14 protein-coding genes are annotated in these 20,243 nt (G+C 75.0%); 7 read left to right on the top strand and 7 right to left on the bottom strand.

Annotation, left to right across the window (positions count from 1 at the left end; all coding sequences use genetic code 11):
• Positions 1 to 61: 61 nt before the first annotated feature.
• Positions 62 to 1,039 carry an FKBP-type peptidyl-prolyl cis-trans isomerase gene (locus tag B9L22_RS13215; protein WP_086150746.1) on the bottom strand — a complete coding sequence of 326 codons (978 nt, stop codon included), beginning with the start codon at positions 1,037 to 1,039 and terminating at the stop codon, positions 62 to 64.
• Positions 1,040 to 1,313: 274 nt separating this feature from the next.
• Between B9L22_RS13215 and B9L22_RS13210 the strand changes: the two genes are divergently transcribed.
• Genes B9L22_RS13210 through B9L22_RS13200 form a run of 3 tightly spaced genes read left to right on the top strand, consistent with a single transcriptional unit; the run spans position 1,314 to position 3,333 of the window.
• Entirely contained in the window at positions 1,314 to 1,619 is a 306-nt protein-coding gene (locus B9L22_RS13210) for a hypothetical protein (protein ID WP_034653528.1), read from the top strand.
• A gap of 19 nt (positions 1,620 to 1,638) precedes the next feature.
• Positions 1,639 to 2,490: an alpha/beta hydrolase gene (locus B9L22_RS13205; RefSeq protein WP_051027859.1), complete on the top strand. Its 852-nt coding sequence runs from the start codon at positions 1,639 to 1,641 to the stop codon at positions 2,488 to 2,490.
• A 54-nt stretch (positions 2,491 to 2,544) separates the two neighbouring features.
• On the top strand, positions 2,545 to 3,333 hold the full coding sequence (locus B9L22_RS13200) for an alpha/beta fold hydrolase (RefSeq protein WP_086150745.1): 789 nt from the start codon (positions 2,545 to 2,547) through the stop codon (positions 3,331 to 3,333).
• 15 nt (positions 3,334 to 3,348) lie between these two features.
• Here B9L22_RS13200 and B9L22_RS13195 read toward each other — a convergent pair whose 3' ends face one another.
• A complete protein-coding gene (locus B9L22_RS13195) occupies positions 3,349 to 3,798 on the bottom strand; it encodes a hypothetical protein (RefSeq protein ID WP_086150744.1) in 450 nt (149 codons plus the stop codon).
• A 4-nt stretch (positions 3,799 to 3,802) separates the two neighbouring features.
• Positions 3,803 to 5,296 (bottom strand): hypothetical protein, encoded by a 1,494-nt coding sequence (locus B9L22_RS13190; RefSeq protein ID WP_086150743.1) that lies wholly within the window; start codon positions 5,294 to 5,296, stop codon positions 3,803 to 3,805.
• Positions 5,297 to 5,660: 364 nt separating this feature from the next.
• Between B9L22_RS13190 and B9L22_RS13185 the strand changes: the two genes are divergently transcribed.
• Genes B9L22_RS13185 through B9L22_RS13175 form a run of 3 tightly spaced genes read left to right on the top strand, consistent with a single transcriptional unit; the run spans position 5,661 to position 8,868 of the window.
• The gene (locus B9L22_RS13185) at positions 5,661 to 6,863 is read left to right on the top strand and encodes a hypothetical protein (RefSeq protein WP_086150742.1); all 1,203 of its coding nucleotides are present in this window, start codon (positions 5,661 to 5,663) and stop codon (positions 6,861 to 6,863) included.
• Positions 6,860 to 7,897: a hypothetical protein gene (locus B9L22_RS13180; protein WP_086150741.1), complete on the top strand. Its 1,038-nt coding sequence runs from the start codon at positions 6,860 to 6,862 to the stop codon at positions 7,895 to 7,897. The genes B9L22_RS13185 and B9L22_RS13180 overlap by 4 nt, the downstream gene beginning before the upstream one ends.
• A 20-nt stretch (positions 7,898 to 7,917) precedes the next feature.
• Positions 7,918 to 8,868, top strand: a complete 951-nt coding sequence (locus B9L22_RS13175) for a tetratricopeptide repeat protein (RefSeq protein WP_034653561.1) — start codon at positions 7,918 to 7,920, stop codon at positions 8,866 to 8,868.
• 364 nt (positions 8,869 to 9,232) lie between these two features.
• Here the strand turns inward: B9L22_RS13175 and glgB are convergent, their stop codons facing one another.
• The 4 genes from glgB to B9L22_RS13155 all read right to left on the bottom strand — a co-directional run bounded on the left by glgB (position 9,233) and on the right by B9L22_RS13155 (position 17,109).
• Complete coding sequence (glgB, locus tag B9L22_RS13170; RefSeq protein ID WP_086150740.1) at positions 9,233 to 11,464, bottom strand: 1,4-alpha-glucan branching protein GlgB; 2,232 nt, start codon at positions 11,462 to 11,464, stop codon at positions 9,233 to 9,235.
• Positions 11,465 to 11,548: 84 nt separating this feature from the next.
• Positions 11,549 to 13,048 (bottom strand): hypothetical protein, encoded by a 1,500-nt coding sequence (locus B9L22_RS13165; RefSeq protein WP_086150739.1) that lies wholly within the window; start codon positions 13,046 to 13,048, stop codon positions 11,549 to 11,551.
• Between the two features lie 129 nt (positions 13,049 to 13,177).
• Positions 13,178 to 14,920 (bottom strand): maltose alpha-D-glucosyltransferase, encoded by a 1,743-nt coding sequence (treS, locus tag B9L22_RS13160; protein WP_369824848.1) that lies wholly within the window; start codon positions 14,918 to 14,920, stop codon positions 13,178 to 13,180.
• A gap of 59 nt (positions 14,921 to 14,979) precedes the next feature.
• Positions 14,980 to 17,109, bottom strand: coding sequence for a maltotransferase domain-containing protein (locus B9L22_RS13155; RefSeq protein WP_369824833.1), 2,130 nt, complete (start codon positions 17,107 to 17,109; stop codon positions 14,980 to 14,982).
• A 163-nt stretch (positions 17,110 to 17,272) separates the two neighbouring features.
• Between B9L22_RS13155 and glgP the strand changes: the two genes are divergently transcribed.
• The gene (gene glgP / locus B9L22_RS13150) at positions 17,273 to 19,876 is read left to right on the top strand and encodes an alpha-glucan family phosphorylase (RefSeq protein ID WP_086150736.1); all 2,604 of its coding nucleotides are present in this window, start codon (positions 17,273 to 17,275) and stop codon (positions 19,874 to 19,876) included.
• The last annotated feature ends 367 nt before the right edge of the window (positions 19,877 to 20,243 follow it).

Here is a 20,243-nt window from a genome sequence, read left to right as displayed (position 1 = left end):
CCCGGACGCACGGAGGGCCGCACCCCGGGCGGGGTGCGGCCCTCCGTGAGGCGGCGGCAGGTCAGTAGGCCGCGAGGATGTCCACGACGAAGACGAGCGTCTCGCCCGCGAGCTCGTTCGTGTTCGTGTCGCTCTTCTCGCCGTAGCCGAGCGACGGCGGGATGACGAGGAGCACCTGGCTCCCGACGGTCTGGCCGGAGAGGCCCTGGGTCCAGCCGGCGACGACGCCGCTCAGCGGGAAGGTGGAGGGCTCACCACGGTCCCACGACGAGTCGAACTGCTCGCCGTCGAGCTTCCAGCCCGTGTAGTGCGCGATGACCGTCTGGTCCTCGGTGACCTCGGGGCCGCTGCCCTTGATGAGTGGCTGCACGACGAGCTCGGTCGGCGCGGTGTAGCCCTCGGGGATCTCGACGGACGGCTTGCCCGTGTCGTCGAGCGTGACGACGGGCAGCCCCTCGGCCGGGGTCACGGCCTCGCCCTCGGCGCGGTCCGGCACGTCGGCGGGGTCCGGCGCGACCGGGGCGTCCCGGACCTCGGTGACCTCGGCGACGGTGAGGACGGCGCTTCCGTCCTGCCCCGGTGCGGCGAACAGGAAGCGCGTGCCGACCTTCTTGCCGACCACCGCCTCGAGCAGCTGCGGGTACACCTGGTCGTCGAGGACGATCTGCTGCGCCGAGTCGTCCTCCCACGTGGAGCCAAGCTTGGACGCGTCCGTGCCGGAGTACGCGGCCTGGTGCAGCGTCACCTCCTGGCCCTTCGCGATCTCGTCGCCGTCGCCGTCCCCGAGCGAGAGCGCGACCGGGCCCGAGACCTCGAGCGGGGCCTCGAACTCGACGGTCGGCTCGCTGCCGGGGTCGCCCGTGACCGTCACGGCCTCGAGCGCCGCGACGTCCTCGGGCGACGACGTCGCGCCGTCGGAGGCGGACGGGCTCGCCGACGTCTCGTCGTCGGAACCGCCGCCCTCCGACGAACAGCCGGAGAGGACGAGGGCGGCGCCCAGGGTGAGCGCGGCGACGCCGCGCAGGGTGCGGTGCTTCACGAGGAGGGTCCTTCGGTCGGGGGGACGGCGGGGCCGTCGGGTCTGGGCCGCACCCGCACGACGGCGGTCGTCGGCGCCCGGGGACGGGCCACCTCGCGGTCGGACGCCGGGTGCAGCACCGGCCCGGACACTCTAGCGGTCGCGGCTGGACGCCCGCTGGGAGTCGCGGGCCCGGTGCCCTGCCGCTCCGCGGGCCGGTGCCGCCCGACGCTCCGTGGTCCGGCGAGCGCCCCGCGAGGAGGTCCCCGGCGGTGCCGCGGGGGAGAATGGGCCCATGCCGTCCCGTCGACCGTCCCGCAAGCGACCCTGGGGCGCGGAGCCCGCGCCCCTCGACCTGGACCGCGCCCTCGGCGGTGCGCGCCGGGAGTCGGGAGCCGACGGCGAGTGGCAGGTCCGCACGGTGCGCGGCGGTGCGAAGACCTACCTGTGCCCGGGCTGCCAGCAGGAGATCCCGCCCGGCACCGGGCACGTCGTGGCGTGGCAGGACGACTCCTTCTTCGGGGCCGAGACCGCGCTCGACCACCGTCGCCACTGGCACAGGTCGTGCTGGGAGGCGCGCGACCGCCGTCGGCCGCGGTAGACGCACTAGGCTCGGGACGATGAGCACCGCACCCGAGACCGCGCCCGATCCCGCCCGAGCCTCGACGGAGCCGACCCCCATCCGGTCGCTCAGCGTCCTGCCCGCGCGGCGAGAGGACGTCGAGCTGCACACCGCGGACGGCCTCACGCTCGTCGGCGAGCTGGCGCTCCCCGCGGACCGCGACCCGGTCGCGACCCTCGTCACGCTGCACCCCCTGCCGACGCACGGCGGGTACATGGACTCCCACGTCTACCGGAAGGCGGCGTGGCGTCTGCCGGCGCTCGCGGACCTCGCCGTGCTGCGGTTCAACACGCGCGGCACGTCGTCCCCGCGCGGGACGAGCGAGGGCGCGTTCGACGGCGGCGAGGCCGAGCGCTTCGACGTCGCGGCGGCGATCGAGTTCGCCGAGTTCCACGACCTTCCGAACCGGTGGCTTGTCGGGTGGTCGTTCGGCACGGAGCTCGCGCTCAAGCACGGCACGGACCCGGCGGTGGAGGGCGCGATCCTCCTCTCGCCCCCGCTGCACCGCGCGACGGACGACGACCTCGACCGCTGGGACGCGTTCGGCAAGCCGCTCGTGGTCCTCGTGCCCGAGCTCGACGACTACCTGCGCCCCGACGAGGCGCGCCGACGCTTCGCGCGCGTGCGGAACGCCGAGGTGATCGGCGTCGAGGGCGCCAAGCACCTGTGGGTGGGGGAGTCGTCGGTGCGGCGCGTGCTCGACGAGATCGTGGGGCACGTGCGTCCCGGTTTCCCGCTCCCGCTGCCGACCACGTGGGACGGCGACGCGAGCGGCACGGCCGACCGCGACACGGCCGACTCGGACCAGGCGAGCTACGACGCGAGCCGGTCCGACGGCGTCGTCGACTGACCCCCGCCGCGGCGTGAGGCGCCGCGCGCACCCGACCGACCCGAGGAGGACCACGTGACGACGGCACCGCTCGAGACCTTCACGCTGCGCGAGGGGTATGGGACACCGCTCGTGCTGCTGCACGGCTTCCCGCTCGACCACCGGATGTGGGCGGACGTCGCGGAAGCCCTGCCGGGCGAGCCCACCGTCGTCGCGGTCGACCTCCCCGGGCTGGGCGCGAGCCCGCTGGGGGGCGAGCCGCCGTCGATCGAGGCGGCGGCCGACGCGACCGCGGACGCGCTCGCCGCGGCGGGGATCACGCGCGCGGTCGTCGCGGGCCTGTCGATGGGCGGCTACGTGGCCCTCGCGCTCGCAGAGCGCCGGCCGGAGCTGGTCGCGGGGCTCGGGCTGGTGGACACCAAGTCCACCGCGGACTCCGACGACGCGCGCGCGAACCGGCTGCGCATCGCCGACGAGGCGGAGAGCACGCAGACCGTCGAGCCGGTCCTCGGCATGCCGGGGGTGCTCCTCGGCGAGACGAGCAAGGCCGCGCGCCCGCACCTGACCGCGCGGCTCGAGGAGTGGATCCGTGCGCAGCGGCCCGACGGCGTCGCGTGGTCGCAGCGGGCGATGGCGGCCCGCCCCGACCGCACGTCCGTCCTCGCGGGCTTCGCGGGGCCGGTCGCGGTGGTCGTGGGCGAGGAGGACCAGGTCACGCCGGTGGCGGAGGCGGAGCACATGGTCGCCGCGGCGCCGACCGCGCAGCTCGTGCAGGTGACGGGCGCGGGCCACATGAGCGCGGTCGAGGACCCCGCCGCGGTGGCCGACGCGCTCGCGGACCTCCTGGCGCGGGCGACCGTCTGAGCCGCTGACCGCTCGTCAGCGCCCGTCGAGCACGAGCGCGAGCGCGTCGGCGAGGTCGATCGACTCGCCGTCCCGGCCGCCCTTGCCCAGCACGAGCGGCGGGTCGGACGGTTCGACCGCGACCCCCCGCAGGCGCGCGCGCACGCCGCCGGGCACCGAGAGCACGTAGAACTCGCCGTCCTCGCCGACGGCGACGCTGTGGTTGCGGCGCAGGTACCACCCGCGGAGCGGGGTGCGGTACGTCGCGGTGCCGTCGAACGCGCGGGCGCGGAGCGGCTCGGGAGCGAGACCCCGTGCGCGCGCCCGCGCGACGAAGTCGGCGAGCAGGGCCCGGGCCGCGTCGCTCTCGCGGGCGCGCTGCCGGTCGAGCTCGCGCTGCTGGTGCGCGGCGGCCTCGGTCCGCTGCCGACGCCAGTCGTCGGCAGCGGACCCCGAGGGACCCGACGGGCCCGCGGTGGCCGGCACGGCGTCAGGCCGAGGCGGGGGCGTCGGGCTTCGCGTCGGCCGTCTTCGTGCCGCCCGACTTCGCGCCGGTCGGCTTCGTGCCGGTCGGCTTCGTCTCGCTCGGCCGGGCGTCGGCGGACGCCGCGGAGCCACGCTCCGCCGGTGCCTCGACCGTCTCGACCCGCTGCCCGGACTCCTCCGGGACGACCGGGAACTCGGCCGTCATGAGCGTCGCGGCGCGCGCCTGCTGGGCGGGCGTCCCCGCGGGCACCGCCTTCTTCGCGGGGGCCTTCGTGGCCTCGTTCTCGCTGCCGAGGAGACCACGGAGCTCGTCGAGGTAGGTGTTGATCGAGTCGTGCTGGCGCGTGAGGTCCTCGAGCTGGCGCTGGGCGACGTTGCGCTGCTGCTCGGCCTCGGCCTTCGCGTCGCTCACCGTCTGGTCGGCGAACGCCCGGGCCTCGGCGACGACCTGGTCGGCGTTCCGGCGCGCCGTCGACAGGAGGTCCTTCACGTACGCGTCGGACTCGCTGCGGACCTTCTCCGCCTGCTGGAGCGCGTGGGCGACACGCTTCTCCGCCTCCGCGGCGTGCTCCTCGGCCGTCGCGACGAGCTTCTCCGTCTCCGCCTTGGCGGCGGCGTGACGCTCGGCGTTCTCGCGCTCCGCCTCCTCGCGGCGACGCACGACCTCGAGCTCGGCGTCCGCGAGGGCGGTGCGGGCCTGGTCGCGCAGCGTCTCCATCTCGGACGTGACGGCGTTCGCCGCCTCGGTCGCCTTGCGCTGCGCCTCGTCCACCTGGCGCTGCGCCTCGCGACGCGCGTTCTCCAGCAGCTCGGCCGACTCGCGCTCCGCGGCCTCGCGCTGCGCCGCCGTCTCCGCCGCGACGCGCGCGCGGAGCTCCGCGGCCTCGCGCTCGGTCGTGACGCGCAGCTCCGTGGTCTCGCGCTCCGCCGTCGCGCGCAGCGTGCCGAGCTCGCGCTCGAGCGACGCGCGGCGCTCGCTCTCCTCCGTGGCGAGCGCGCTGTGGATGCGCGCGGCCTCGCGCTCCGCGGAGCCGACCAGCTCCTCCGCGCGGCGCTGGGCGCTGAGCAGCGTGCCCTCGGCCTCGGACGCGCTCGTGGAGCGGATCTCCTCCGACTCCAGGCGTGCGCTGTTGAGCAGCTCGGCGACCTCGTTCTCGGCGCGGGACCGGACCTGGCCCGCCGAGAGCTTCGCGCGGGCCATGATGTCGGCCGCCTGGGCGTTGGCCTGCGACAGGATGTCCGCCGACTGCTCCTCCGCCGAGCGCAGAAGCTGCTCGATGCGGGACCCGAGCCCCGCGTACGACGGCCGGTCCGCCTCGCGGAGCTGGCGCTGGGCGTCGTTGAGCTCGCTCGTGAGCTGCATGGCGCGGGCGTCCGCCGCCTCGACGCGCGCCCGCGCGTCCTCCACGGCCTTCTCCAGCCTCGCGAGCTGGGCCTCGACCTGGACGCGGTCGTACCCGCGCATCGTGATGGGGAAGAGCGTGCGCTCGTCGGACACGTCGATGACCTCCGGTGCTGAGTCGTCGCGGCTTCCGCCGCCGGTCGGCGTCCCCTCCCGGGGAGGGAGGGCGCGGCGGTCGTGCCACGGCCCCGCCGTGCTCCGACCAGGATACGGGGATCACGCTGTCCTGAATACCCGGATTGGTGGGGGTGAGACGATGGTCGCAGTGCTGCGCGCGCGGTCCTCCCTCGCGGGAACGGCAGCCCTCTCGGCCGCCGGGCACGACGTTCCCTGGGAGCGGTGAGACCGTCCCGGGAGGGGCACGTGAACGGTTCGTGAGGATCCACAGGCGAGGCGTCTCGGTCGATCCACGAGGGGTTTCGCACCTATCCTTGAACGTCGATCGACGAAGGGAACCTCGGTGCTGCAACGAATCATCGCCGCCCTCCTGCTCGTGGGAGGGCTGGTCGCCGTCGGCCTCGGTGTCGCGTCCGCCACCGTCTGGCGGGACAGCGACACGGTCGTGGCGACCACGGCGTACACCGGCGACGGCACGGTGCTCGTCACCGCGCCCGGGGTCCTCGACCTCGTCGCCGAGGACGTGACGATCCGCGCGACAGCACCCGGTGAGCAGCAGGTCACCCTCGCGATCGGCCGCGAGGCCGACGTGACCGGGTGGGTCGGCGAGGACCCGCACGGTCTGGTCACGGGCCTGTCCGACTGGGACGCGCTCGCGACGCGCGCCGTGGACGCGCCGGCCGCGGAGGACGAGCCCGCGGAGGGCGAGACGCCCGCGGACGGGGAGTCGCCCGCGGAGGGCGAGAGCCCGGCCGACGCCGAGGCACCCGCCGACGCGGAGAGCCCGGCCGAGGGCGAGACGCCCGCCGAGGGCGACGCGGCGGCGGAGGCCCCCGTCGTCGGCGTCGACCCCGCCGGCTCCGACATGTGGCTGGAGGAGGCGACGGGCGCCGGCTCGGCGAGCCTGCGCTGGTCCGACCAGCCCGGTCGCTGGCAGCTCCTCGCCGCCGGCGTGGGCGAGGACGCCGTCGCCCCCACCGTCGAGCTCTCGTGGCCGCGCCAGGTCGAGACGCCGTTCCTGTGGCCCGGCGTCATCGGCGGTGCCGTGCTCATCCTCCTCGGTCTTGGCATCGGGGCGGCGAGCCTGCGCCCGCGCCGCCGCGGGCCCTCGGGCGGCACCACGACCTCCGCGACCCCGGCGGTCGCGCCGGCCGGCACGACGGCGGGGACGTCGTCGGACGACGGCGGCGACGCGCCCGACGGCGAGGTGCCGACCGACACGGCGCAGGTGCGCATGCTCACGCGACGCGAGCTGCGCGAGCGCGAGGAGGCCGACCGCCTCGCGCAGCAGCAGGCCCGCGCCCAGAAGCCGCGCCGCGCGTGGCTCACCGGCCAGATCCCGATCGTCGCGCGCGGCGAGCGCCGCCCGCGGACCGCGGCCCAGCCGACCGTCGACGCGAGCGCGCACCCGACCACGGAGGACAGCGCGAGCACGCGCGCCGACGCCTGGCGCCGGGCGTGGGGCTTCACGCCCGGCAGCGGCGAGAGCGCCCCGGCGCCCGCACCCGAGAGCGACCCGGACGAGACGAAGGACAGCACCCGATGACCAGCACCGCCCGCGACACGGCCCGCGCCCGCCGCGCCCGTCGTCACCTCGGCGGGGTGGCCGGGGGACTGGTCGGCGCGCTCCTGCTCGCTGCCTGCTCCGCACCCCTCCCGACGCCCGAGCCCGACCCCACGCAGGACCCGCCCGCGCCCGTCCTCACCGAGGCGCAGGAGACCGCCGTCCTCGACGCGGTCGCCGCCGCGCTCGCGGCGGCGAGCGAGACCAACGACGCGGCCCAGCTCGAGGGCCGCGTCACGGGCCCGGCGCTCGCGATCCGCACGAGCCAGCTCGCCGTCGCGGCCGCGCGCGGCAACGCCGACCTCGTGACCGAGCTCCCGACGGAGGCGCAGCAGGTCGTCATCCCGACGACGCAGACCTGGCCGCGCACGTCGTTCGCCGTGAGCGTGCAGCCCGAGAACCTGCAGACGCCCCGCCTGTCCGTCCTGGAGCAGGACACGGCGCGCGGCGACTACCAGCTCTGGGCCTGGGTCCGCCTCCTGCCGGGCGTCACCATGCCGAGCTTCGCGGACCCGAGCATTGGCAGCGAGGACGTCGCGCCCGACGACTCGAGCCTGCTCGTCACGCCCACGGACGCCGTCGCGCAGTACGCCGACGTGCTCAACCTGGGTGGTGGCTCCGGGTTCGCCGGCTCCTTCGAGGAGGACTCGTTCCGCGCCCTGCTCGCGAAGCGCGCGCAGGACTGGACGACGGCGCTCGAGCCCGCCGCGGGCGCCTACGCGCTGACGTTCACGCCCAACCCCGACGAGCCCGTGCGCGCGGTCCGGACCGCGGACGGCGGCGCCCTCGTGGTCGGGGCCATGACCTCGCAGGAGTCGATGACCGCCGAGGAGGGCGCGCAGGTGCCGCCGGACACCGAGACGATCAAGGCGCTGTACGGCGACGCGGCCCCGACGAACGTGCTGAAGGTCGGGTACGTCGACGTCGTCGCGCTCTACGTGCCGCCCGCGGGCTCGGAGGAGAAGATCCGCGTGGTGGGCAACGAGCACGTCGCGACGTCGGTCGCGAACTCCTGACGCTCCGTAGGATTGCGACCATGAGCGAACCCACCCAGCCCACGTTCGACGTGCGCGGCGCGGTCGACTTGTCCGCGCTGACCAGGCCGCAGTCACCCCCGCCCGGCGAGGAGGGCGGCGCGCCCGCCGCGGGCGGGTACGTCGTCGACGTCACGGACGAGACGTTCGGTCAGCTCGTCCAGGACTCGGCGCAGTACCCCGTCGTCGTGCTCCTGTGGATCCCGACGGACCAGGCGAACGCGCAGCTCGGCACCGACCTCGGCGCGCTGGCCGACGAGTACGCCGGCCGCTTCCTCCTGGCCCGCGTCGACGCCCAGGCGTACCCGCAGATCACGGCCGCGTTCCAGGTCCAGGGCGTGCCGACCGTCGTCGCGATCCTGCAGGGTCAGCCCGTGCCGCTGTTCCAGGGCGCCGCGCCCGTCGAGCAGGTGCGCGCCGTGCTCGACCAGGTGCTCCAGGCTGCCGAGGCGAACGGCGTGACCGGTCGTGCGCCCGCCCAGGGCGCCGACGGCGAGCCCGAGCGCCCCGCGGAGCCCGCCGCGGAGCCGGAGCCCGAGCTCCCGCCGCTGCACCAGGAGGCGTACGACGCGATCGAGCGCGACGACCTCGACGCCGCGGTTGCGGCCTACGAGAAGGCGATCAAGCAGGACCCGCGCGACGCGCTCGCCGTCGCGGGGCTCGCGCAGGTCCGCCTCCTCCAGCGCACGCGCGACGCCGACCTCGCGACGGTCCGCGCCGCGGCGGCCGCCGCACCGCAGGACGTCGACGCCCAGCTCGCCATCGCCGACCTCGACCTCCTCGGCGGGCACGTGGACGACGCCCTCGACCGGCTCCTCGACCTGCTGCCCGGCGCCGACGCGGACGGCAAGGAGAAGCTCCGCGTGCGCCTCCTCGACTACTTCGAGGTCGTGGGCCCCACCGACCCCCGCGTCGGCAAGGCCCGCCAGCGCCTCGCGATCAGCCTGTACTGACGCACCCGCGCTCTACCGACGCACCCGCGTCACGCACGACGGCGGCCGGTCACCGTGAGGTGACCGGCCGCCGTCGTGCGTGGAGGTCACCGCGAGGTGACCGGCCGCCGTCGTGCGTGGAGGTCACCGCGAGGTGACCGGCTGCCGTCGCGCTGAGGAGGCAGCGCCGGGGGTGAGACGAACCCGGTGGGTGGGGCGGTGACGCCGGGTCGTGGCGGGCCTGGCGGGAGCCGCGAGGAACGAGCGGCGGATGGTAGACCCGGCGCCACCACCCCACCCACCACCCAGGGTGACGACAACTCGCCGTCGGCGGGACCAGGCCTCTACCTCGGCGACCAGGCCTCTACCTCGGCGGACCGGGCCTCTACCTCGGCGACGGGACGAGGTACAGCGCGCCGAGCGGCGGGACGCGCAGGACCGCGGAGTGCGCGCGCCCCTTCCACGGGACGGGCTCCGCCGCGACCTCGCCGAGGTTGCCGACACCGGAGCCGCCGTAGACCTCCGCGTCGGTGTTGAGGACCTCGCGCCACGCGCCGCCGGACGGCAGCGCGACGCGGTAGCCCTCGTGCGGCGTCCCGGCGAAGTTCACGACGACGGCGACCTCGCCGCCGTCGCGCCCGCGGCGCACGTAGGCGAGGACGTTGTGGTCGGCGTCGTCGGCGTCGAGCCACTCGAACCCTGCGGGGTCGTGGTCGAGCTCCCACAGGGCCGGGGTCGCGCGGTACAGCGCGTTGAGGTCGCGCACGACGCGCTGCACGCCCTGCCGGCCCGGGTCGGCGGCGAGGCCGTCCCAGTCGAGCGACCGGCCCTCGTTCCACTCGGAGTGCTGGCCGATCTCGCTGCCCATGAAGAGGAGCTGCTTGCCGGGGTGCGACCACTGGTAGGCGAGGAACGCGCGCACGCCGGCGCGCTTCTGCCAGTCGTCGCCCGGCATCTTCCCGTAGAGCGAGCCCTTGCCGTGCACGACCTCGTCGTGGCTGATGGGGAGCACGAACTGCTCGGAGTACGCGTAGACCATGGAGAACGTGATCTCGTGGTGGTGGTACCGGCGGTTGATCGGCTCCTCGGCGACGTAGCGCAGGGAGTCGTTCATCCAGCCCATGTTCCACTTGAGCCCGAACCCGAGGCCCCCCGCGGAGGTGGGCCGGGTGACGCCCGGCCACGCGGTCGACTCCTCGGCGATCATCATGACGCCGGGCGTGCGCCGGTACGCGGTGGCGTTGGCCTCCTGGAGGAACGCGATGGCCTCGAGGTTCTCGCGGCCCCCGTGCACGTTGGGGTGCCACTGGCCGGGGCCGCGCGAGTAGTCGAGGTAGAGCATGGACGCGACGGCGTCGACGCGCAGCGCGTCGACGTGGAACTCCTCGAGCCAGTAGGTCGCGTTGGCGACGAGGAAGTTGCGGACCTCGTTGCGGCCGAAGTCGAAGACGTACGTGCCCCAGTCGGGCTGCTCGCCGCGCAGCGGGTCGGCGTGCTCGTAGCAGGGCGTGCCGTCGAAGCGGGCGAGGGCCCACTCGTCGCGCGGGAAGTGCGCGGGGACCCAGTCGACGACGACGCCGATCCCTGCGGCGTGCAGGCGGTCGACGAGGTAGCGGAAGTCGTCGGGGTGGCCGAACCGGGACGTCGGGGCGTAGTAGCCCGTGACCTGGTAGCCCCACGACCCGCCGAACGGGTGCTCGGCGACGGGCAGGAGCTCGACGTGGGTGAACCCCTGCTCGACGACGTACGCCGTGAGCTGCTCCGCGAGGTCGCGGTAGGACAGGCCCTGGCGCCACGAGCCGAGGTGCACCTCGTAGATGCTGAGCGGCTGCGTGTGCGGGTCGTGCGCCGCGCGCTCGGCGAGCCACGCGTCGTCGGACCACTCGTACCGGGACTCGACGACGACGCTCGCCGTCGCCGGGGGCACCTCGGCCGCCTTGGCGAGGGGGTCGGCCTTCTGGCGCCACGAGCCGTCGGGCCCGAGGATCTCGTACTTGTAGCGCGCGCCCGCGACGACGCCGGGCACGAAGAGCTCCCACACCCCGGTGGACCCGAGCGAGCGCATCGGGTGCGTGGGTCCCCAGCCGTTGAAGTCGCCGATGACGCGGACCGCGCGCGCGTTGGGCGCCCAGACGGCGAAGGCCGTGCCGGTCGTGTCGCCGAGCGCGCTCGGGTAGGTGCGGACGTTCGCGCCGAGCACGCGCCACAGCTCCTCGTGCCGGCCCTCGCGGATCAGGTGCAGGTCGACGTCGCCGAGCGTGGGCAGGAACCGGTAGGGGTCGTCCACGGTCGTGGACTCGTGCCCGTAGCGGGCGCGGACGCGGTAGTCGGGGGCGTGCCGGGTGCCGTCGGCGTCCTGGTGCACCGGCACGACGGCGGCCCACACCCCGTCCTGCTCGTGCACCGCCGGGTGCTCGCCGTCGGCGGTGACGACGACGACCTCGTCCGCGAGCGGGCGCAGGACGCGGACGACGGCCCGCGCGTCCGCGGCGTCGTCCGCGAGGTGCGGGCCGAGCACGGCGTGCGGGTCGAACGTGCGCCCGCCCGCGGCCGCGGCGAGGGCGTCCTGCGGCACGACGACGGGGGGCGGGGTGGCGGAAGCGGCGGGCCCGGTCATGGGGCAACCTTTCCACGTCCCGCGCACCCTCACAGGACGGGCTCGCCGGACGGTCCGGTGCGTGCGGCCGGGCGACCGCGCACGTCAGGCGTTGCCCGCGAGGAGGCGGTCCACGGCGGCGAGGGGGATGGGCTCCCAGTCGGGACGGTTGCGCGACTCGTACACGACCTCGTAGAGCGCCTTGTCGAGCGTGAGCGCGCGGACGAGCGCCTCCGACGTCGCGTGATCGACGCCTGCGGTGTCCGCGCGCTCGTACGCGTCGAGGAACGCGGCGCGCGCCTGGACGGCCCACGCGGCGTCGGGGGCGCGCCCCACGGCGGCCGCGTAGTCGAACGAGCGCACGATCCCGGCGACGTCGCGCAGGGCGAGGTCGGGGCGCGTGCGCTCCGCGACCGGCCGCAGCGGCTCGCCCTCGAAGTCGAGCACCTTCCAGCCGAACCGGCGGGCGTGCAGCACCTGCCCGAGGTGCAGGTCGCCGTGGACGGTCTGGAGCCGCGGGAGGGCGTCGGGGACGCGCGTGACGGACGCGAGCCGCGCGGCCGTGCGGTCCCAGAACGCGGCGATCTCGGTCGCGCGCCGGCCGAGCGCGCCCGACGACGCGACGGCCTCGTCCGAGCGGCGCCGCAGGTCGGCGACGAGCCAGCGCGCGTCGACGGGGGAGCCCACGTCGAACGCGCGCCGGAGCGCGGCGTGCAGGTCGGCGAGGACCCGGCCGAGGTCGGCGGCGAGGTCGGCGAACGACGACCCCTGCCCGGCGTAGGCGCACGCGAGGTCGAAGCCGTCGCGCGCGCCGTCGACGAACTCGCTGAGGATCGCGAGGTGCGCCGACCGGGGCGACGCCGGGTCGGGCGCGTGCCCGGGACCAGCGGGGTCGTCGGTCGCGTCCCAGCCCACCTCGAGCCAGGCGAGCGGTCGCGGGACGCCCGCCCACCCCTGGGCGGCGAGCGCGCGCGGGATCGTCACGTCCGGGTTGGGGCCGATCGCGATGGCTCGCAGGACCTTGAGCATCGTGCCGCCGGCGACGCCGGGCAGCAGCACCGAGCTGTTCGACTGCTCGACGCTCAGCGCCCGCCCGCCCGCGAGGTCGAAGGGGTCGGTGCCCGCACCCCCGCCCGCGGGGGTCGTCTCCCAGTCGGATACGGCCAGGAGCGCCGCCCAGCACGCGGGGTGCGCGGCGCCGTCGTGCACGAGCCAGGCCGTCCCGGTGGTCGCGCCGCCCCCCGCGTCGTGCACCGTCCCGAGCGGCGCGGCGGGCGCGCGCCCCGGACCGGCGGACGGGGCGGCGCCACCAGGGGTGTGCACGTCGCCCGGAGCCGCGGGCGACGCGTCGACCGGCTCGAGGACGAGCGGCACCTGCACGACGAGGTCGACGCCGTCGCCGAGCAGCCGCAGCAGGTGGAGGACGACGCGCGGGGCCCGCGCCGGGTCCTGCCCGGCCGTCGCCGGGACGTCGAGCGCGAACGACAGCCACGGCACGTGCCGCACCGCGACGCCCTTGACGGGGTACCACCGGCGCTCCGGCAGCCACGCGTCGAGGAGCGTCATGAGCTCCGAGGAGGGAAGGTCCGTCCGTCGGAGCGTCATGCGCGCCTCCCTGTGGCTGGGTCGTCGGGTCGTCGGCAGGTCGTGCCCCGGGGTGCCCGGGGGCCCCGCCGTTGGGTCACGACGGCGGCAGGCTCCATCCGACCACGACGCGCCCGATCTCGCCGGGCGTCAGGGGGTCGTGCCCTCGGGGCCCCCGACGACGAGCCAGTAGAAGTCGCGCGAGCCCCAGGTCATGACGACGCGCCCGTCGTCCCCGACCGCCGGGAAGTGCGCGCCGCCGAACACGTCGGTGAGCGTCGCGCCCGCGTGCCCCGGCAGGTGCACCGCCGCGGACCGGGCGGTCGCGGAGAGGTTCGCCACGCACAGGATCGTCTCCGTGGGCGTGCGCCGCAGGAAGGCGAGGATCGACTCGTTGTCGCACTCGAGCGCCACGAAGTCGCCCGTGCCGAACGCCTTGTGGCGGCGTCGGACCTTGAGCATGCCGTGCACCCAGTGCAGCAGCGACGTCGACTGCTCGAGCTGTGCCTCCACGTTGACGTAGCCGTAGTGGTGCACGAGCGACTGCACGAGCGGCAGGTACACCTTGCCCGGGTCCGCGGTGGAGAACCCGGCGTTGCGGTCGGGCGTCCACTGCATGGGCGTGCGCACGGCGTCGCGGTCGGGCAGCCAGATGTTGTCGCCCATGCCGATCTCGTCGCCGTAGTACAGGCACGGGCTGCCCGGGAGCGAGAGCAGGAGCGCGTGCGCGAGCTCGACCTCCTTGCGCGAGTTGTCGAGCAGGGGCGCCAGCCGACGGCGGATCCCGACGTTGGCGCGCATGCGCGGGTCTGGCGCGTACCACCCGTACATCGACGCGCGCTCCTCCGTCGAGACCATCTCGAGCGTGAGCTCGTCGTGGTTGCGCAGGAACGTGCTCCACTGCGCGCCCGGGGGGATGTCGGGCGTGTCGGCGAGGATCTCCAGGACCTGGTTCGCGCGCTGGTCGCGGATCGCGTAGAAGATGCGCGGCATGACGGGGAAGTGGAAGCACATGTGGCACTCCGGCTCCTCCTCGGTGCCGAAGTAGTCCACGACGTCGCGCGGCCACTGGTTCGCCTCGGCGAGGAGGATGCGACCCGGGAACTCGGTGTCGACCATGCGCCGCACGCGGCGCAGGAACTCGTGCGTCTGCGGGAGGTTCTCGCAGTTGGTGCCCTCGGCCTCGTAGAGGTACGGCACCGCGTCGAGGCGGAACCCGTCGACCCCCATCTGCAGCCAGAACCGCGCGACGTCGAGCATCGCGTCGGCGACGCGCGGGTTCTCGAAGTTGAGGTCGGGCTGGTGGGAGAAGAAGCGGTGCCAGAAGAACTGGCGCCGCACCGGGTCGAACGTCCAGTTGGACGTCTCCGTGTCGACGAAGATGATGCGCGCGTCCTGGTAGCGCGTGTCGTCGTCGCTCCACACGTAGAAGTCGCCGTAGGGGCCCTCCGGGTCGGCGCGCGACGCCTGGAACCACGGGTGCTGGTCGCTCGTGTGGTTCATGACGAGGTCGATGACGACGCGCATCCCGCGCGCGTGCGCCTCGCTCACGAGCTCGGCGAAGTCCGACGTGGAGCCGTACTGCGGCGCGATCGCGGTGTAGTCGGACACGTCGTAGCCGCCGTCGCGCAGGGGCGACGGGTAGAACGGCGGCAGCCACAGCGCGTCGATGCCGAGCCACTGGAGGTAGTCGAGGCGGTCGATGAGCCCGCGCAGGTCGCCCGTCCCGCTGCCGTCGGAGTCGGAGAACGCGCGGACGATCACCTCGTAGAACACCGCGGTGCGGTACCAGTCCGGGTCGTCGGACAGCCCGGGGCGCGTCTCGACGGGCGGCGCCGGCTGGCGGCGCGGCGGGAGGGCCGCGACGGGCACGGGCGCGGTGAGCGGGGGCACGGGAGCGGGACCGGCGGCGGGTCCCCGCACGGGGACCGGGGCCGCGGCCCGGGGGAGCGTCACGAGGCCCTCACGTGGATGACGTGCGCGACCTGGCGCAGCGGCTCGAGCCGCACGTACACGTCCTGCCCCCAGCCGTAGCTCTCGCCGGTCAGCTCGTCGTGCGCGACGAACGACGGCGCCCAGGGGTCCTGGCCGTCCGCGAGCGGGGGGAGGCCGAGGGCCGCGAGGTCCAGGTGCACGTTCGACTCCTGCGGGGAGTGGGGGTCGAGGTTCACCACGACGACGACCGTGTCCGCCTCGCCGGTCGGCGAGTGCTCGGCCGGCAGGTGGCGCGAGAACGCGAGCACCTGGTCGTTCGTCGTCGGGTGCACCGTGAGGTTCCGGAGCTGGCGCAGCGCGGGGTGGTCCCGACGGATCTCGTTGAGCCGCGCGAGCAGCGTCGAGATCCCGATCTCGTCGGCGAGCGCCCAGTCGCGCGGCTTGTACTCGTACTTCTCGTTGTCGATCTGCTCCTCGACGCCCGGGCGCGGCACGTTCTCGACGAGCTCGTACCCGGAGTAGATCCCCCAGGTGGGGGCGCCGAGGGCGGCGAGCACCGCGCGCACGGCGAAGCCCGCCACGCCGCCGTGCTGGAGGTACGGCGGGAGGATGTCGTGGGTCGTGGGCCAGAAGCTCGGGCGCATGTAGGCGCCGGCCTCGCCCGAGACCTCGGTGAGGTACTCCGCGAGCTCGTCGCGCGTGTTGCGCCACGTGAAGTACGTGTACGACTGGTGGAACCCGATGCGCGCGAGGGTGTGCATCATCGCGGGCTTGGTGAACGCCTCGGAGAGGAACACGACCTCGGGGTTCGTCGCGCGCACCTCGGCGAGCAGCCACTCCCAGAAGTCGAGCGGCTTGGTGTGGGGGTTGTCGACGCGGAACGCGGTGACGCCGCGGTCGATCCACACGCGCACGACGCGCAGCACCTCGGCGTAGATGCCCTCGGGGTCGTTGTCGAAGTTGAGCGGGTAGATGTCCTGGTACTTCTTCGGCGGGTTCTCCGCGTAGGCGATGGAGCCGTCGGCGCGCGTCGTGAACCACTCAGGGTGCTCGGCGACCCACGGGTGGTCGGGCGAGCACTGCAGCGCGAGGTCGATCGCGACCTCCAGCCCGTGCCGCCGGGCCTCCTTGACGAACGCGCGGAAGGTGCGCTCGCTGCCGAGCTCGGGGTGGATCGCGTCGTGGCCGCCGTCCTTCGAGCCGATGGCGTACGGGCTGCCCGGGTCGCCGGGGAGCGCGGTGAGGGAGTTGTTGCGGCCCTTGCGGTGCGTCGTGCCGATGGGGTGGACGGGGGTCAGGTAGACGACGTCGAAGCCCATCTCCGCGATCGCGGGCAGACGGCGCGCGGCCGCGGTGAACGTGCCCGAGCGCCAGCGCCCGTCCTTGAGCCGCCGGGCGCCCTCGGAGCGCGGGAACATCTCGTACCACGCGCCCGCGAGCGCGAGCGGGCGCTCGACGCGCAGCGGGTACGTGGCCGACGCCGTGACGTGGTCGCGCAGCGGGGCACGCTCCAGGACGTCGCGCACCTCGGGCGACGTCGCGGCAACGAGCCGGGCCTCGGCGGGGCGGGTCGCGTCGGCGAGCGCGGCGAGCGCGTCGGCGAGCGTGCGCTCGTCCGCGGGGGTCCGGCGGCCGGGCGTGCCGTCGCGCCCGGGGAGGGGGACGGCGTCGGCGAGGACGCGCTCGAAGAGCCGCACGCCCTCGGCGAGCATGAGCTCGACGTCGACGCCCGCCGCGACCTTGACCGTCGCGTCGTGCGCCCACGTGCCGTACGGGTCGCTCCACGCCTCGACGCGCAGCGACCAGTCGCCGACCGCGTCCGGGTGGAGCGTGGCGCGGAACCGGTCGAGCCCGGGGGCGACGTCGACCATGGGCGCCGTGCGCTCGGTGCCGTCGGGCGCGACGAGGACGGCGGTCGCGGCGACGGCGTCGTGGCCCTCCCGGAAGACGGTCGCCTCGATCGGCACCATCTCGCCGACGACGGCCTTGGCGGGCCACCGGCCGCCCTCGACGACGGGCGACACCTCGAGCACGGGGATGCGTCCGACGGGTGCGGCGGGGGCGGGGGCGGGGGCGCCGCCTCGGGGGCGAGGGGCACCGGTGGCGCGGGGGCGGTGCGGCGCGAGGGCCGGAGGGGTCGACGTCACACGCACAACGTATCGAGGGGCACGGGGGCCAGGCACCTGGGGGAGGGGTCGGCGCGTCGCGGACGGGTCGCGCACGATACCTGGGTGAAATTTCATGCAAGCGTTACACACAGGTTGCGGCGCGGGGGTGTGCACCGGCGCCAGGCTGCGTAGTCTCGTCCCCGTGAGAGCCATCCGACGGTTCACCGTCCGCACCCTGCTGCCCGCCGAGCTGCGCGACCTGGACGAGCTCGCGCACAACCTGCGCTGGTCCTGGCACGCGCCCACGCGCGACCTGTTCGCCGGCATCGACCCCGAGACGTGGGCGGCGGTCCACGGCGACCCCGTCGCGCTGCTCGGTGCGCTCGGTCCCGAGCGCCTCGCGGAGCTCGCCGCCGACGGCGCCTTCGTCGAGCGCGTGCGTGCCGCGGCGGCGGACCTGCGCCACTACCTCGACGACGCGCTGTGGTACCAGCAGCGTGCCGCGGAGGCGTCGGAGGGCGGTGGCTCCCTCCCGGCCGCGATCGCGTACTTCTCGCCCGAGTTCGGCATCACGTCGGTGCTGCCCCAGTACTCCGGCGGCCTCGGCATCCTCGCCGGCGACCACCTGAAGAGCGCGAGCGACCTCGGCGTGCCGATCGTCGGCGTCGGGCTCCTCTACGGCGCCGGCTACTTCAAGCAGTCCCTCACGCGCGACGGCTGGCAGGTCGAGACGTACCCGCTCCTCGACCCGGACGGCCTGCCGCTCACCCTCCTGCGCGACGACGACGGCACGCCCGCGCGCGTCTCGCTCGCCCTGCCCGGGGGTCGCACGCTCCACGCGCACGTGTGGGTCGCGGCCGTCGGCCGCGTGCCGCTGCTCCTGCTCGACTCGAACGTGCCCGGCAACGACGAGGCCGCGCGCAAGGTGACCGACCGCCTCTACGGCGGCGGCGGCGAGCACCGCCTCCAGCAGGAGCTGCTGCTCGGCGTGGGCGGCGTGCGCGCGCTGCGCCTGTGGTCGCGCCTCACCGGCGCGCCGGAGCCCGAGGTCTACCACACCAACGAGGGCCACGCGGGGTTCCTCGGCGTCGAGCGCATCCGCGAGCTCGTCGAGCAGGGCCTCACGTTCGACGCGGCGCTCGAGGCCGTCCGCGCCGCGACGGTCTTCACGACGCACACGCCCGTGCCCGCCGGCATCGACCGGTTCGGCCGCGACCTCGTCACGCAGTACTTCGGCGGCGACATGGCGGTCGACGGCCTGCCCGTCGAGCGCGTCCTCGCCCTCGGGGCCGAGGACTACGACGGCGGCGACCCGACCGTGTTCAACATGGCCGTCATGGGCCTGCGCCTCGGCGGGCGGGCGAACGGCGTCTCCCTCCTGCACGGCGAGGTGTCGCGCGGCATGTTCGAGGGCCTGTGGCCGGGCTTCGACGCCCGCGAGGTCCCGATCACCTCGGTGACGAACGGCGTCCACTCGCCCACGTGGGTCGACCCGGCTCTCGCGGCCCTCGAGGCCGAGCGGCTCGGGCTCGACGAGCTCACGGCCGAGCACGCGTCGTCGCGCTGGCTGCGCGGCGACGGGGAGGGCGCCGTCGGCGACGGCGAGCTCTGGGCGATCCGCCGCGAGATGCGCGGCCGGCTCGTCGACGAGGCGCGCCGCCGCGTGCGGAAGTCCTGGCGCGAGCGCGGCGCGACCCCGGCGGAGCTCGGCTGGGTCGACGACGTCCTCTCGCCCGACGTCCTCACCATCGGGTTCGCGCGCCGCGTCCCCACGTACAAGCGGCTCACGCTCATGCTCCGCGACCCGGAGCGGCTCAAGGCGCTGCTGCTGCACCCCGAGCGACCGGTCCAGCTCGTCGTCGCGGGCAAGTCGCACCCCGCCGACGACCAGGGCAAGCGGCTCATCCAGCAGCTCGTGCGCTTCACGGACGACCCCGAGGTGCGGCACCGCATCGTCTTCCTGCCGAACTACGACATCGCCATGGCGCAGTCGCTCTACCCGGGCTGCGACGTCTGGCTCAACAACCCGCTGCGCCCGCTGGAGGCGTCCGGGACGTCGGGCATGAAGTCGGCGCTCAACGGTGGCCTCAACCTGTCGATCCTCGACGGGTGGTGGGACGAGTGGTACGACGGCGAGAACGGCTGGGCCATCCCGACCGCCGACGGCGTCGAGGACGCGGACCGTCGCGACGACCTCGAGGCCGCCGCGCTCTACGACCTCGTCGAACAGCAGGTCGCGCCCCGCTTCTACGACCGCGACGCCGACGGCGTTCCCGGCCGGTGGCTCGAGATGGTGCGGCACACGCTCGCGACGCTCGGCCCCAAGGTCCAGGCGACGCGCATGGTCGGCGAGTACGTCACGCGCCTGTACGCCCCGGCCGCCGCGGCCGGGCGCGCGCTGGCCGCCGACGGGCTCGCACCCGCCCGGGAGCTCGCGCAGTGGAAGCACGCCGTGCGCGACGGCTGGTCGCGCGTGCGCGTCGACCACGTCGACTCGGCCGGCATCGGCGAGGTGCCGCAGGTCGGTGACCGCCTCACGGTCCGCGCGTACGTGTCGCTGGGCGACCTGCGCCCCGAGGACGTCCAGGTGCAGGTCGTGCACGGTCGCGTCAGCGAGGCCGACGTCATCGAGGAGTTCACGGCCGAGCCGCTCGCGCTGGCCGAGACGTACGAGGCCGGCCGCTACGCGTTCGCGGGCGAGGTCGTGCTCGACGCGTCCGGACCGTTCGGCTACACCGTCCGCGTCGTCCCGACCCACGACGGCCTCCCGAGCGTCGCCGAGCTGGGCCTCGTCACCAACGCCTGACACCCCCCCCGCCGAGGTAGAGCCTCCGGTCGCGAGGTAGAGCCCTGGAGGTTCTACCTCGCGACCGGAGGCTCTATCTCGCGGAATCGCGGTGGGTGACGAGCGCGAGGCGGACGGCTGACGGTCGTCCACAGATCCGCCGTCGCCCCTGGCCCACGCCACCGCGCTCGGCCAGTCTGAGCCCATGAGCGCGGACGGACGCGAGGTCGAGCACGCACGTCGGACGGTGAGCCGTCCCCGGAGCGCGGGGCGCCCGCCGGGACGAGCGGACGACGCGCGTGCCCCGGCGACGCTGCCGTCGGTCGTGCGGTTCTCGGCGGAGCGGCGCGCGGAGATCGCCGCCGCCGTCCGCAGCGGCACGCTCGTC

Source organism: Cellulosimicrobium sp. KWT-B (assembly GCF_002127155.1).
GTDB classification, from domain to species: Bacteria; Actinomycetota; Actinomycetes; order Actinomycetales; family Cellulomonadaceae; genus Cellulosimicrobium; species Cellulosimicrobium funkei.
This window is presented reverse-complemented; position numbering and strand designations above follow the sequence as displayed.